Below are 14484 nucleotides of genomic sequence, written 5' to 3' on the forward strand. Positions count from 1 at the left end.
AAATCTTAATAAAAACTTTATCTTTTCTTTCCTTTTTCTTTAATTGTCTTTCCTATTATAAAGATGGAGGGACGATAAGATGAAAAAGATAAAGTGGATTGTGTTGTTAGGAATACTAGTGCTGTTATTCGGTTATAAGTTTAGTGATGGAAATCGGGAAATTAATATCTCGAACGAAAAAAGTAAGGATACCTCTCATATTACGATTGAAAAGGAACATGTTTATTATGGGAATTTATTATTGGTAGGTCTCGATAACCCGGTGCAAGATATAGGTGTACAGCGAGATGTGATCTATTTAAGTGGACACCCGGATTATATTCAAGAGTATCAATTGCTGGATCCCGCAATCATGTTATCGGAAATGGTGGCAGAGCGCTTCTCTGCAATGGTCAATGCAGCTAAAAAAGATCATGTCAACCATTTTATGATTAATAGTGGTTTTCGTAGTTTCGAAGAACAAAACCAGCTTTATGAAGAGATGGGACCTGCATATGCTTTGCCCGCGGGATTTAGTGAACATAATTTGGGGTTGGCACTTGATATTGGCTCAACGTTAAATAAAATGGAGGATGCCGAAGAGGGAAAGTGGCTTGAGAAGAACTCCTGGAAATACGGATTTATTTTGCGTTACCCAAAAGATAAGACGGCGATTACTGGCATTCAGTATGAGCCATGGCATTTCCGCTATGTCGGTTTGCCGCATAGTGCCATTATGTTTAAAAAAAATTATACGTTGGAACAATATTTGGATTACGTAAAAAAGAAGAAGTCGTTTTCGCTTCGTTATGAAGGGAAGAAATATTATATTTCCTATTATGATTTCAAAGGAAAGCCTTCTATAAAAGCGGCAGTTAGCCGCAATTATGAAATATCCGGGGATAATAAGAGTGGAATCATCGTAACAGGAGTGGAGTAATAGGAGGAACAAAATAACGGAGCCAATTAATTTGGCCCCGTTAGCAAGTGCTCTGTGCAAATTTCTTCCGGTTCAGTCCCTTTTTCAAAATAGGTTAACCTAAAGACCGGACATAGATTTGTAGCTAATTTTCCGTTTGTTGGGTCGATTGGAACAGCTGTTACTCCTGCAGGTGGCCTAAATGTATGCAGCTTTTCAGACTGGCCTTTTATGGCTCGCTCCATAAAACGAATCCACATATTTTTCGCGTAAACCTTATCCGCAGTTAAAGTGATTTCTTTTCCTTGGTCATAGCCTGTCCAAACGACAGCTGAAAGTCCCGGAGTGAAGCCGGCCATCCAGCTATCCGATATGGTTGAACCGGATTTCCCGGCATATACTCTACTCATTTGGTTTGTAATCGAAGCCCCCGTAACGGTCGCATATCCATTCAATTTATGATCGAACATCCCTGTCATCATTTGACTCATAATAAAGGCAAGTTCCGGCTTTAACACCTGTTCTTCTTTTTCCTCAACCTCGTAAATTACTTTTCCGCGATAATCTACTACTTTCTGAATAAAGATTGGTTCTACATTTTTCCCGCCATTTGCTAGCATGCTATAAGCATTTAGCAATTCCACAACCTTTACCCCGGAAGTTCCGAGTGCAAGAGATGGAACAGGGGCCATCCTTGATGCGATTCCAAATTTATTAACGGTATCCACTAACACTTTTTCGCCAAGAAATAGATGAGTTTTAACAGCATATATATTGTCCGATACAGCGAGAGCCTGAGCCATCGTCACTCCACTATTCGCATAACGATTATTAAAATTATGCGGGGTGTATTCCGTATCTCCTTCGAATTTAAATGTGGTCGGTTCACTTCGCATCAAGGTTGACGGTGTAAAACCTCGCTCAAGTGCTGCGTAATAAAGAAGTGGTTTAATGGTAGATCCAGGTTGACGCACTGCTTGGGTTGCGCGGTTAAATGGACTTTCATCATAATTTCTTCCCCCTATTAGAGCTGTGACGAAACCTGTTTTCGGATCCATCGCCGCAAAGCCGACTTGAATATCTGAGTCTTTAGAGAACGTTTCGTTCATCACATTTTCCGCAATCTCTTGTTGCTTTGGATCAAGTGTTGTAAAAACTTTTAACCCGCCAAGCGCTAAAACTCTTTCATCAAGACCAACTTTCGTTAATAATTCCTTTTTTACGATATCATAAAAATAAGGAGCGGAGTCAGCGCGATGATGTGGGTGCTTTCCAGTGAAAATCAGTTGTTCTTCGCCAGCTTCTTTTGCAGTCTTTGCAGTAATCATGTTCGTTTTTTGCATTGATTTTAAAATGAGCAGCTGTCTTTTTTTAGCTTTTTCATAGTTAATGAGTGGCGAGTAAATGCCAGGACCTTTTGGAATTCCCGTGAGCATAGCACCTTCAGCAATACTTAAGTCCTTCGCATTCTTTCCGAAGTAAAATTGGCTTGCCGCTTCAATCCCATATGCACCGTGTCCAAAGTTTATCGTATTTAAATAACCTTCTAATATTTCATCTTTAGTATAATTTCCTTCGAGACGAATCGTATAGATGGCTTCAGAAATTTTTCGTTTCCACGTTTTATCCATCGTCAAAAATAGATTTCGAGCATATTGTTGGGAAATGGTACTTGCTCCTTGCACTTTTTTCATCGCTTTCACATTCGCCACAACAGCACCAACAATTCTTTTAAAATCAAAGCCAGAATGATTGTAAAAAGTGCGGTCTTCAATGGCGATGGCCGCGTCAATCGTGGATGGAGAAATATCGTCGAGCTTTACCCAATAACGCTTTTCTCCACTATTGCTTTCTCCAATAACAGACCCGTCGTTCGCGTAATACAAAGTCGATTGTGGAATGGCAAGTGGTGGAGGACCAAGTATTTTAATATAAATAAAAAATGAGAAAATAAGCGCCCCGAGTGCCCCAATGGCTAAAATACTAGTAAACGTCAGCAGTCGAATTGTTCTCCACTTTTTTCTATGAGCTCTCGTTTCTGTCTCCATACCTTTCATCACCCCAATCTAGCAATCTTTTATCATCAGTATGAAAGAAAAACCATGATTTTATTCAACTCTTTCAAAAAATCTTTACTTTGTTGGCCGTTTTTTCTATAATTTTTGTGTTTGTAAATGTAAGCTAGTGGAAAACTATAAAGAAAAGCGAAAGCGCCTTGTTTATTGACGTATGGATTTCGTATTCCTTGACGAGATAAAGGAAACACGAAGAGTCCGTTAGGACGAATCTGGCTTCCTTATCGTAGGAAGGGAAGAAGAAATCCACTAGTCGATAGGCGCTGTAGCTGGACAAAGAAAAGCGAAAGCGCCTTGTTTATCGACGTATGGATTTCGTATTCCTTGACGAGATAAAGGAAACACGAAGAGTCCGTTAGGACGAATCTGGCTTCCTTATCGTAGGAAGGGAAGAAGAAATCCACTAGTCGATAGGCGCTGTAGCTAGACAAAATAATGTGCCCGGGCACACGGAAGGATGGCTGTAAAAATGGGAGGTTTATGGTTTACTGAAAAGCAGACTGATCATTACGGCATCACAATGAAGGTAAAGCGTACATTACATACGGAGCAGACGGATTTCCAAATGCTGGAGATGGTAGAAACAGAAGAGTGGGGGAATATGCTGCTGCTTGACGGAATGGTCATGACGACGGAAAAGGATGAATTTGTTTATCATGAAATGGTGGCCCATGTACCTTTATTTACACATCCCAATCCTGAGCGTGTTTTAGTAGTAGGCGGGGGCGATGGCGGGGTCATTCGCGAAATTATGAAGCATCCTTCTGTTAAGAAGGCCGTTCTTGTCGATATAGATGGGAAAGTGATAGAATACTCAAAGCAATACTTGCCTTCAATTGCAGGTGAACTGGATAATGATCGCGTCGAAGTAAAAGTAGATGATGGATTCATGGAAATAGCAAAAAGCGAAAATGAATATGATGTCATCATGGTCGATTCAACAGAACCAGTCGGCCCTGCCGTGAATTTATTTACGAAAGGCTTTTATGCAGGTATTTCAAAGGCTTTAAAAGAGGATGGAATTTTTGTTGCCCAAACAGATAATCCTTGGTTTAAAGCTGACCTCATTCGCGAAGTTCAGCGAGATGTGAAGGAAATATTCCCAATTACGAAGCTTTATATCGCTAATGTCCCAACATATCCAAGTGGAATGTGGACCTTTACACTCGGCTCCAAGCGCTATGACCCACTTGAAGTAGAAGATAGTCGTTTCCACCCAATCGAAACAAAATACTATACAAAAGACCTGCACAAAGCAGCCTTTGTCCTTCCAAAATTCATCGCGGATTTATCTGGGGACGGGGTCAATGGGGACTGACCCCAAAGGGACAGGTTAAATAGAGGAGGATTTAGATGCGTTTTGATGAAACGTATTCGGGGAATGTATTCATTGGCAGCCACCCGAATTTTGAGGAGAGCCAAGTAGTAATATATGGAATGCCGATGGATTGGACGGTTAGTTATCGCCCTGGTTCCCGTTTTGGCCCTGGGCAAATTCGCAAAGTGTCGATTGGACTTGAAGAATACAGTCCGTATCTTGACAGAGAGATGTCTGAAATTAAATACTTTGATGCCGGTGATATCCCACTTCCCTTTGGAAATGCACAGAAAAGTCTAGATATGATTGAAAAATATATCGATACATTATTAGAGGCTGGAAAATTCCCCTTTGGAATGGGGGGCGAACACTTAGTTACATGGCCGGTCCTAAAAGCGATGTATAAAAAATATCCGAATCTAGCCATCATTCATATGGATGCTCATACCGATCTGCGTACTGAATATGAAGGGGAGCCACTTTCACATTCCACTCCAATTCGAAAAGCCGCCGACTTGATTGGCGCAAAAAATATTTACTCATTCGGGATCCGCTCCGGAATGAAAGAAGAATTCGAATGGGCGAAAGAAAATGGCATGCATATCGCCAAATTTGAAGTGCTTGAACCGTTAAAAAAGGCCCTGCCTTCACTCTCCGGTCGCCCAGTTTATGTAACAATCGATATAGATGTTCTTGACCCTGCTCACGCTCCTGGAACAGGAACCGTGGACGCGGGTGGTATTACGTCAAAAGAACTGTTGGCATCGATTCATGAAATCGCTCATTCTGACATCAACGTCGTCGGCTGCGATCTCGTGGAAGTGGCGCCCGTGTACGACCACTCTGAGCAAACAGCTAACACAGCGAGTAAGCTAATAAGAGAGATGTTGCTTGGTTTTATAAAATAGCTCTGTTATTTTTTCGTGTAGGTATAAGAATTAATAGGCGGAAAGTTTACTGTTAATTATACAGAGGAAGCTTATGAAGCAGATATAAGCGGAGATATTCCGATTAATTGCTCTAAATATGACAAGATCAAAAGATTTGGATGATATAAACGGAAAAACTTCCTTTATTTTTAAGGAAATATGAGTATTTCCTAATTTAAACGGAAATTATCCGTTTATTTTCAAATACAGTGACATCAACAATCAGTTATAACTGTGAATATAAAACATAAAAAGAAGGCTACTCGAATCAGTTATCAATTATAAGCTGATTTCGGGGTAGCCTTATCTGTATCTTCAATATGAACCACTTTATTTCGACCCGTATTTTTCGCATAGTACAAAGCTATATCAGACTGGTTGAAAAGTTTTTGTATCTTGTCACCGTTATTAGGGAATGTACTGACACCAACAGAAACGGTAATGTTAAGCTCTAATCGATTTGTCGTCTTAAACGAGGTGCTTTCCACAGCTGACCGAACCGTTTCAGCCACTTCCATACCCATTTCTTTTTCAGCATTTGGAAGGATGACTGAAAACTCCTCTCCACCATTTCTTGACACAATCCCATTATAGCTATGTGAAGCCCTTCTCAACCTTGAAGCAAGCTCACGTAGTACTTCATCTCCAATCGGGTGTCCGTATGAATCATTTACCTTTTTAAAATGATCAATATCGAGTAGAAGGAGACAGAAAGGAACATTTGCATCTGAAGTAATCTGTTCAGTCACTTTCTGAAACATCCTATTATTATAAAGCCCTGTTAAAAAGTCTGTTTCCGCCAATCTTTCCGCCATATTCACCTTTTTAAAATGAATATCCAATTCTCGAAAAATAAAAAGAACCGTAAAGAACGAAAGAAATGAGAAAATAATAAAATAAACAATTTGAGCAGCAGCCTTCCATGAAAAGTCCATGAGAAATGCTAGGATAAATGAAGTTTGAGCAATATAGTAATAAAAATAAAAACGCGAATTTCGAAAGGACATTCCTTTTCTTTTTGTGAAATAAGAAATAACTAACCCACCAACGATTGTACCTGTCCCGGCAATGATTGAATCAAACGTCACTTCTGTAATAAAAATCCTTGCTCCGCCAATAATCAAACCGCTAACCAATGGAGCGATTGGACCGCCAAATATTCCCGACAAGACAATGACTACCATGCGCGCATCAACAATAATAGAATCTGTAATCCGAACAGCGGTATGCATTAAAACAAGACCAGTAATTGCGCTAATAAGTCCAATTAATAAAGGGTGTAAGGTAGGAAAGGGAATATGAAAACGGACCCGATTTTGAAAGGGCCAGTACGAAAGCACACTAAAAGTAAATAAAACACAAAAATTAATTGCCATTTCTAAAAACATAAATATCCCCTATTATCGAATTTTGTCGTTATCATTATAGCGATATGTGCACCATTAATAAAGGGAATATTGCGTTGTTATCCGGCAAAATAGACTTCCGCGTGAAAGTTTCCTATAATAAAAAGGTTAAACTATAGATAAAGGTGGTTTTTTGGCCGTGGATACTCAAACCCCAGTCAAAATCCAACTCACAACAAGAGTGAGGATCGACGATGAGATTGAGACATACGAATTAACCGTTTTTGGTACTCGTTATCAGAAGGGGACTACAATATATTTAAAATATGATGAAGTTCAAGAAGAAGGAATAATCCATACAGTTGTAAAAATTATGCAAAAGGATGCTGTCATTATACGAAGCGGCCTCATGAAAATGCGTTTAGCTTTCAGTTTATCAGAACAAATGCAAGGGTCGCATGAAAGCACATTGGGAAATATTTTTTTAATGACAGACACAAAAAAGCTGAGCCACGAGGAAGGGAAATTAAGTCTAGCCTACGACTTATCGATGCAAGGAACACTCGCTGGATATTATGAAATGGAACTAGAATATAAGGAGGATAAGCTGTAATTATGAATATTGTTGAACAAATTCAAGAAAACTTAAAGGCGGAAATTAAGGCAGCTGTGTTGAAAGCTGAACTGGCGACAGAGGAATTACTTCCAGAAGTCATCCTTGAAACACCAAAAGATAAAACACATGGTGATTATTCTACAAACATGGCGATGCAGCTTGCACGTATCGCCAAAAAGGCGCCTCGTGCAATAGCTGAGCAAATTCAAACCCATTTTGACCGCACGAAAGCATCGATTGAAAAAATTGAGATCGCAGGCCCAGGTTTTATTAACTTTTACATGGACAACAGCTATTTAACAGATATTATCCGTACAATTCTTGAGCAGAATGAAGATTACGGTCGTTCTGACGCGGGAAAAGGAGAAAAAGTCCAAGTTGAGTTCGTATCGGCTAATCCTACTGGTGATCTCCACCTTGGACATGCTCGCGGAGCGGCTGTCGGTGATTCTTTATGCAATATCCTTGATAAAGCAGGTTATGATGTATCGCGTGAATTTTATATCAACGATGCTGGAAATCAGATTCATAATTTAGCTTTGTCAGTAGAGGCGCGCTATTTCCAAGCGCTTGGAATTGAAAAAGAGATGCCGGAAGATGGGTATCATGGGAAGGATATTATCGGCATTGGGCAAAAACTTGCCGATGAATTTGGAGACAAATACGTCAATGTCGATGAAAAAATGCGCTTCGATTTTTTCCGTAAATATGGACTTGAATATGAATTGGAAAAGTTAAAACGAGATTTGGAAAATTTCCGAGTACGCTTCGATGTATGGTATTCAGAAACATCTTTATACGAAAATAAGAAAATTCAGCCAGCTTTAGATCAACTTCGCGAAAGAGGTCATATTTATGAGCTGGATGGAGCCACATGGTTTAGATCAACAGAGTTCGGCGATGACAAAGATCGTGTTCTCATTAAAAATGATGGAACGTACACATACTTAACGCCCGATATTGCTTATCATTTGGATAAACTAGATAGAGGTTTTGATAAACTTATTAACATTTGGGGTGCGGACCACCATGGGTATATTCCACGCATGAAAGCAGCAATCGAAGCATTGGGATACGAACGTGACCGTCTCGAAGTGGAAATCATCCAGCTCGTTCATCTTTATAAAGATGGGGAAAAAATGAAGATGAGCAAGCGAACAGGGAAGGCAGTTACGATGCGCGAATTGATTGAAGAAGTCGGTTTAGATGCTGTGCGCTACTTCTTTGCGATGAGAAGTTCAGATACTCATATGGACTTTGACTTGGATTTAGCCGTTTCTGAATCGAATGAAAACCCTGTGTACTACGCGCAATACGCCCATGCGCGAATTTGGAGCATTCTCCGTTCAGCTGAGGAAAAAGGATTTTCCGTTGACGGCGATGCAGATCTTTCCCTATTGACGAGCGAAAAATCCATTGACTTATTGAAAAAGCTCGGTGAATTCCCACAAATCGTTGCCGATGCAGCAGAAAAACGCATTCCGCATCGAATCACACATTATGTATATGAACTTGCTTCTTTCTTCCATAGTTTTTACAATGCAGAGAAAGTACTCAATGAAGAAAATGTGGAAGAAACAAAGGCTCGTCTAGCTCTAGTAAAATCGGTACAGATTACATTGAAAAATGCCCTTGCGCTTGTCGGGGTATCAGCTCCGGAAAAAATGTAAATGGGAAAAGGTGTCTCTTTTTAATGGGAGACACCCTTTTTAAAGGGTTATTTTAGCAAAGACGACGAGTTAGGAATCGGGCAGGTTTTTTTGAAACCTTTCCTAATTAAGCACATATTCGTTCCTTATCAAGATTTCAGCTCGAATTAATGGCGAATTCGACCTGAAAAATGATTTTATCAAGGTTTCAGTCCGAATCAAGTTCAGATTTGGAATATATAGTTTGTAGTTTCGAAAAGAAGACAAACTTTTCACAATAACCCCCTAATAATCCACCCAATCCATTCCTTAAACCGAACACCTAATCCAACGTTATTCAACTTTCCTAACGACATTGGATGTGAATGACTAATATCCTCATATAAGGCGCGTTCGACATCTGCAATAAACGTTTTATCATAAATATAACAATTTATTTCATGGTTTAATAAAATGCTTCTTTGATCAAAATTGGCTGTGCCGATATCACAAATTTCTCCATCTACAATTATCACTTTAGCGTGGAAAAACCCTTTTTCAAACTGATAAACTTGTCCGCCTCCAGCAAGCACCCTCCGTAAATAACGGAAAGAGGCTTCCTTTACAATGGCATGGTCAGCCGTTTCAGGGACTAAAACAGTAAGTGATACACCTCTTTTCATTGCAGCTTCAAGGGATGCTATTAAAGCTTCTGTCGGTATAAAATATGGAGTTCCAATCAAGATAGAAGTCTTTGCCCCGTCAATCAGTTTGAGAAGATGATATTCTACTCCAACCCCTTCTGATGGATAGAAACGATGAAGCATTTTTCCATTTTCAACAAGATCGTCCTTATGTTTTGCTACTCTCTTTTTCTTAGCCCTTACCCAATCGACCATAAATTCATTTTGCAAATCTGAAATGCCCTCGCCCTTCACTCGAACATGATAATCACGCCAAGGTGAGAGCTTCGGATCTAAATTAATGTATTCCTTGCCGATATTATATCCACCCAAATAACCTATATGATCATCAATGATGGTGATTTTTCGATGGTTTCTCTGTTGTAGGGTAAAAATAAGAAACGGAAAACGTGGTCCATGACTAAAAGCAATGTCGATTCCACAACTTCGTGCTTTTTTAATCCACTTTTTCCGAACATGGCGGCTGCCGAGCCAATCGAGGAGCAGCTGAACTTTTACACCCTCCCGAGCCTTTTCGATTAATACATCCCAAAAAGCTTGGCTAAAGCGATCATTTTTTACGATATAAAATAAAATATGAATGCTGGATTTCGCTTCTCTCAAGTCTTTAAAATAAATTTCAAATAAATCCGGTCCATTTGTAATTAACTGAAGCTCACCTTTTCTTAGTGGATATGAACGTTTTTTCCAACGTTTTTTATGCACATAAAGCCCGAGGTGAAAATCGGCGTAGCACCATACAATGAGCAAGGTAATTACGAGTAAGATGCCTAATAACCAACCCATTTTCAAACCTCCATCATCTAGAATCACAAGCACTATACTTAATTATTATGACCAGAACATAATGAAAAAGATGTAGGTTTGGAAAAAAAGATGTATAATCAATGAGAATCGTAAAATTACATAGCTTGGATATCGGTGCTTCCTTTAAGAGGGAAGCTGAAAAGGGAAGTTGGTTAAAATCCAACGCGGTCCCGCCACTGTAATTGGGAGCTTTCTGTATAAACCACTGTGCGTATGCATGGGAAGGAACAGGGAGCGATGATCAAAAGCCAGGAGACCTGCCGATTCCATTGCACCAATAAACCTACGAGGATAGGGAGGTGGAGAAAAGGCAAGTTTATTATGCTTTCGTACATCTCCATGTTTTGGGGATGTTTTTTATTTTTAAGGCTCTTTTCTCATACATGATGATAATGAGCTTGAATGTTAATGTCCAACTGAGAAAAGAGCTTCATAAGAACCGTTTGAATTTCTAGCCTGCTATTGGGCTTTAACAATTAAGCGAACGGCCATTTAAAAAAACAACATTAGGGGGAACGTAAAAAATGAAAAAGCTATTCGGTATATTTGCTGCATTTTTACTCGTATTTGGAATATTAGCAGCATGTGGAAATGAAGGGAACTCGAAAAATGAAGACAACAACAAACTACCTGTTTCGGAACAGGAGGGCGAAAATACAGAACAAACTGAGGAAGCATTTCCAGTTACGATAAAAGATGCAAGTGATACAGATGTAGTGATCGAGAAAAAGCCTGAGAAAATTGTTTCGTTAATTCCAAGTAATACAGAGATTGTTTATGCCTTAGGTGAGGGAGAAACAGTTGTCGGCGTTTCAGAAAATGATAACTATCCAGAAGAAGCGGCTACGAAAGAAAAAGTGGCTGGAATGGAACTAAATGTAGAAAAAATCCTCTCGTTAAATCCGGATCTTGTTCTTGCCCATGGTTCAGTCGCAGCTTTTTGGGAAGCGGGTCTTAAACAGTTAAAAGACGGCGGGATTACGGTGCTTGTCGTAAATGATGCGCAAAGCTTTGATGCTGTGTATGCATCGATTGAAATGATTGGAAAAGCGACAGGAAAAACAGCCGAGGCTGAGCAACTGATTCAAGATATGAAATCGAAGTTGGACGAAATCAAGAAGAAGGCTGAGTCCATTTCAGATCAAAAAACAGTCTTTGTAGAGGTTTCACCAGCGCCAGAGATTTATACAACTGGAAAAAATACTTTTATGAACGAAATGCTTGAAGCCATAAATGCTAAGAATGCTGCCGGTGAGCAGGAAGGCTGGGTTCAAATTAATGAAGAAGCAGTTGTTGAAATGAATCCAGATACAATTATTACGACAGTTGGTTTTGTTGAGAATGCAACGGAAGAGATTAAAGGCCGCGCAGCTTGGAAAGATATTACAGCTATAAAAGAAAATCAAGTTTACTTAGTGAATGAGGACCTTGTGAGCCGTTCAGGTCCGCGGATTGTTGAAGGAGTAGAGGAGCTTGCAAAAGCCATTTACCCGGACGTTTTCGGGAAATAAAAAAGTAGTTTCATATTTGAGCGCGGTCGGATTTTTACTATTGGCGATTTTTCTTGGAATCGCCATCGGTACCGTAAATGTGCCGTTTAAAGAAATCGTTGCAGTGTTTTTAAAATTACAACGAAATAATGAGGCGGATATCATGACAAACATTGTCATGAACATCCGTCTTCCACGTGTTGTGTTGGCAGGCCTAGTGGGAGCCTCTCTTGCAGTTGCAGGAGCGGCTTTTCAAGGACTGCTCAGAAATCCACTCGCAGACCCTTATACATTAGGTGTCTCATCCGGAGCTTCCGTCGGAGCGGTCGTTGTGTTATTTTTCCAACTATCACTGCCTTTCGCCGGGATATTTACATTGCCATTATTGAGTATTATTGCTTCCTTCATCACCATTTTCCTCGTTTTATTTTTTGCAAGAACAATCGAACCTTCAATGAAAGTGGAGACGATTATATTGACGGGCATAATTTTCAGCTCATTTCTCGGAGCAGTACTGTCTTTAATGATTGCCCTTTCTGGAGAAGAGCTAAGGCAAATTATCGGCTGGCTCCTCGGCAGTGTCTCAATGCGCGGTTGGAGCTACGTTCGAATTATTCTGCCTTTTTTTATTGTTGGAAGCCTGATTCTCATGATGAATGTGCGTGAATTAAATGCGATGACTTTTGGTGAAGATCGTGCTAAGCATCTAGGAGTGAATGTCGAAAGGAGAAAACTAGCGATTTTGCTAGCGGGATCGCTGCTTACCGGTGCCGCGGTTGCCGTGTCGGGAACGATTGGTTTTGTCGGACTCGTCATTCCGCATTTCGTGAGAATGCTTTCAGGACCCGATCACAAGCATTTGCTGCCATTATCGATGTTAGTTGGAGCGGGATTTCTTATTTTAGCCGATTTAGTTGCGAGGACCATCATTCAACCTGCGGAACTCCCAATCGGCGTTATCACGGCCTTAATTGGTGCTCCGGCATTTGCTGCGATTTTAGTAAAAAGACGTATGGAAAGAAGGGGATAGATATGCTTCAAGTGAATGGCTTATATGGAGGCTATCCCGGTTTTAGTGTATTGAAAGATGTATCTTTTATGGTAGGGGCTGGCGAGTTATTCGGCATTCTCGGGCCGAATGGCAGTGGAAAAACGACCCTTTTGAAAATGATTAGTGGGTTGCTTGCTCCTGATCATGGGGATATTTTTATAAATAAAAAGCCACTGGGAAATTACTCCGTTAAGGAATTGGCAAAAATTACAGCCGTATTGCCGCAAGTATCATCGGAAGTGTTTGCTTATACAGTTCGGGAAACCGTTTCGTTAGGCCGCTATGCACATCAGCGTGGATGGCTGAGTCGAAATGATGCAGTAGATGAAAAAATAATTGATGAAGCAATGGCTTTAACAGGAGTCGGTTTTTTTCAAAATAAACTGCTGCATGAACTTTCGGGTGGAGAACGTCAACGAGTTTTTCTAGCCCAAGCCCTTGCCCAACAACCAAAAATTCTATTGCTGGACGAGCCGACCAACCATTTAGATTTATCCTTTCAAAAAGATTTATTGGATTTATTAAAAAAATGGACTAGGGATCAAGGTTTGACCGTCGTCTCTATTTTTCATGATTTAAATCTAGCTAGTCTTTATTGTGATAAACTCCTTCTTTTAGATAAGGGAAAAATTCGCGCAATCGGAAACGTCGATGAGGTTTTACAAAAAGAGCAAATTCAAGAAGTGTACGAAACTAGCATAGACTTTCAACCACACCCGAAAATTCCGAAGCCGCAAATGGCATTGGTTCCTGAAGATGGAGAGATGGGCAATTTTAATATAGACCAAACTTTATTGAAAATGAGGGACGATGTTGCCGAACTCATTTCGCCGTTTCCTTTAAAGGTAATGGCATCATCTTCTGTTGGTGCTGGGATAGGTTGGCGGACAAAGTTCATTCACTATTTTTCCAAGGAGGTTCCTGGAAGTGATTTGGCAGTCGCAATGCCTGCGAAGGGTCCTGAATTGGTTTGGTACGGAACATATCGGCATATTTTTGTCATGGTTTCCGCAGGCATGGAACATGGAGATATCAACCTATGCATATTTGTAAATGGAATCATTTCCGATGAAGCGTTCCTTAAAGGAATCATAGCAGCAAGCGAAGAGAGAGCATTGAGCGCGGGCGAAAGTGGTGGAGGAGCAATTGTCGTTGCCGCCTCGCAAAAGGGGATGCCTATTGAGGCGGAAATGTTGGTAGGGGATATACAGAGAGGTGTGCGGGAAAAGTTAGGAGTGCTAAAAGGAAGTCAATTTTAATGGGGAAAGCGTGGTGTAGCTAATTCTAACTATCTGAATTAGAGCTGGTAGTATACAGAGAGTTCATCGTGCCCCTGTAGCCGAAAAAATAAGCAAGGAGGTCACGATGAAAGGTTCATCGTGCCCCTGTAGCCGAAAAAAAGAAAGGGGTCACGATGAAAGGTTCAATGTGCCCTTGTAGTCAAAAAAACAAGCAAGGAGGTCACAATGAAAGGTTCAATGTGCCCTTGAAGTCGAAAAAACAAGCAAAGAGGTCACAATGAAAGGTTCAATGTGCCCTTGAAGTCGAAAAAACAAGCAAAGAGGTCACAATGAAAGGTTCAATGTGCCCTTGAAGTCGAAAAAACAAGCAAAGAGGTCACA

At 40.3% G+C, this 14484-nt stretch carries 11 protein-coding genes and 1 riboswitch; of the genes, 8 read left to right on the plus strand and 3 right to left on the minus strand.

The window, feature by feature from the left end; translation table 11 throughout:
- Window positions 1-79 precede the first annotated feature (79 nt).
- On the plus strand, window positions 80-919 hold the full coding sequence (locus NQ185_RS06660) for a M15 family metallopeptidase (protein ID WP_257580819.1): 840 nt from the start codon (window positions 80-82) through the stop codon (window positions 917-919).
- Between the two features lie 26 nt (window positions 920-945).
- Here NQ185_RS06660 and NQ185_RS06665 read toward each other — a convergent pair whose 3' ends face one another.
- Window positions 946-2946: a transglycosylase domain-containing protein gene (locus NQ185_RS06665; protein ID WP_373370785.1), complete on the minus strand. Its 2001-nt coding sequence runs from the start codon at window positions 2944-2946 to the stop codon at window positions 946-948.
- A gap of 496 nt (window positions 2947-3442) precedes the next feature.
- On the opposite strand from NQ185_RS06665, the gene speE reads away from it, so the two are divergent.
- Window positions 3443-4291, plus strand: coding sequence for a spermidine synthase (gene speE, locus NQ185_RS06670; RefSeq protein ID WP_257580821.1), 849 nt, complete (start codon window positions 3443-3445; stop codon window positions 4289-4291).
- A gap of 35 nt (window positions 4292-4326) precedes the next feature.
- Window positions 4327-5199, plus strand: a complete 873-nt coding sequence (speB, locus tag NQ185_RS06675; protein ID WP_257580822.1) for an agmatinase — start codon at window positions 4327-4329, stop codon at window positions 5197-5199.
- Window positions 5200-5495: 296 nt separating this feature from the next.
- Here speB and NQ185_RS06680 read toward each other — a convergent pair whose 3' ends face one another.
- Window positions 5496-6608 (minus strand): GGDEF domain-containing protein, encoded by a 1113-nt coding sequence (locus NQ185_RS06680; protein WP_257580823.1) that lies wholly within the window; start codon window positions 6606-6608, stop codon window positions 5496-5498.
- A gap of 157 nt (window positions 6609-6765) precedes the next feature.
- Between NQ185_RS06680 and NQ185_RS06685 the strand changes: the two genes are divergently transcribed.
- Window positions 6766-7179, plus strand: a complete 414-nt coding sequence (locus NQ185_RS06685) for a YwiB family protein (protein ID WP_257580824.1) — start codon at window positions 6766-6768, stop codon at window positions 7177-7179.
- Between the two features lie 2 nt (window positions 7180-7181).
- Window positions 7182-8852, plus strand: a complete 1671-nt coding sequence (gene argS, locus NQ185_RS06690; protein ID WP_257580826.1) for an arginine--tRNA ligase — start codon at window positions 7182-7184, stop codon at window positions 8850-8852.
- A 251-nt stretch (window positions 8853-9103) separates the two neighbouring features.
- On the opposite strand, the gene cls is transcribed toward argS, so the two are convergent.
- On the minus strand, window positions 9104-10300 hold the full coding sequence (cls, locus tag NQ185_RS06695; protein WP_257580827.1) for a cardiolipin synthase: 1197 nt from the start codon (window positions 10298-10300) through the stop codon (window positions 9104-9106).
- A 116-nt stretch (window positions 10301-10416) separates the two neighbouring features.
- Window positions 10417-10600, plus strand: a riboswitch (cobalamin riboswitch).
- Window positions 10601-10845: 245 nt separating this feature from the next.
- Here cls and NQ185_RS06700 point away from each other — a divergent pair.
- Genes NQ185_RS06700 through NQ185_RS06710 form a run of 3 tightly spaced genes read left to right on the plus strand, consistent with a single transcriptional unit; the run spans window position 10846 to window position 14121 of the window.
- Window positions 10846-11832, plus strand: coding sequence for an ABC transporter substrate-binding protein (locus NQ185_RS06700; RefSeq protein WP_257580828.1), 987 nt, complete (start codon window positions 10846-10848; stop codon window positions 11830-11832).
- Entirely contained in the window at window positions 11795-12841 is a 1047-nt protein-coding gene (locus tag NQ185_RS06705) for a FecCD family ABC transporter permease (RefSeq protein ID WP_257580829.1), read from the plus strand. The genes NQ185_RS06700 and NQ185_RS06705 overlap by 38 nt, the downstream gene beginning before the upstream one ends.
- A 2-nt stretch (window positions 12842-12843) precedes the next feature.
- Window positions 12844-14121 carry an ABC transporter ATP-binding protein gene (locus NQ185_RS06710; protein WP_257580830.1) on the plus strand — a complete coding sequence of 426 codons (1278 nt, stop codon included), beginning with the start codon at window positions 12844-12846 and terminating at the stop codon, window positions 14119-14121.
- The last annotated feature ends 363 nt before the right edge of the window (window positions 14122-14484 follow it).

This window comes from Lederbergia panacisoli, assembly GCF_024626525.1.
In the GTDB taxonomy this organism is placed as follows: domain Bacteria; phylum Bacillota; class Bacilli; order Bacillales; family Bacillaceae_C; genus Lederbergia; species Lederbergia panacisoli.

Coding starts and splice junctions, on each gene's coding strand:
- NQ185_RS06660 (WP_257580819.1), top strand. CDS start 80: ATGAAAAAGATAAAGTGGATTGTGTTGTTAGGAATACTAGTGCTGTTA.
- NQ185_RS06665 (WP_373370785.1), bottom strand. CDS start 2,946: ATGGAGACAGAAACGAGAGCTCATAGAAAAAAGTGGAGAACAATTCGA.
- speE (WP_257580821.1), top strand. CDS start 3,443: ATGGGAGGTTTATGGTTTACTGAAAAGCAGACTGATCATTACGGCATC.
- speB (WP_257580822.1), top strand. CDS start 4,327: ATGCGTTTTGATGAAACGTATTCGGGGAATGTATTCATTGGCAGCCAC.
- NQ185_RS06680 (WP_257580823.1), bottom strand. CDS start 6,608: ATGTTTTTAGAAATGGCAATTAATTTTTGTGTTTTATTTACTTTTAGT.
- argS (WP_257580826.1), top strand. CDS start 7,182: ATGAATATTGTTGAACAAATTCAAGAAAACTTAAAGGCGGAAATTAAG.
- cls (WP_257580827.1), bottom strand. CDS start 10,300: ATGGGTTGGTTATTAGGCATCTTACTCGTAATTACCTTGCTCATTGTA.
- NQ185_RS06700 (WP_257580828.1), top strand. CDS start 10,846: ATGAAAAAGCTATTCGGTATATTTGCTGCATTTTTACTCGTATTTGGA.
- NQ185_RS06710 (WP_257580830.1), top strand. CDS start 12,844: ATGCTTCAAGTGAATGGCTTATATGGAGGCTATCCCGGTTTTAGTGTA.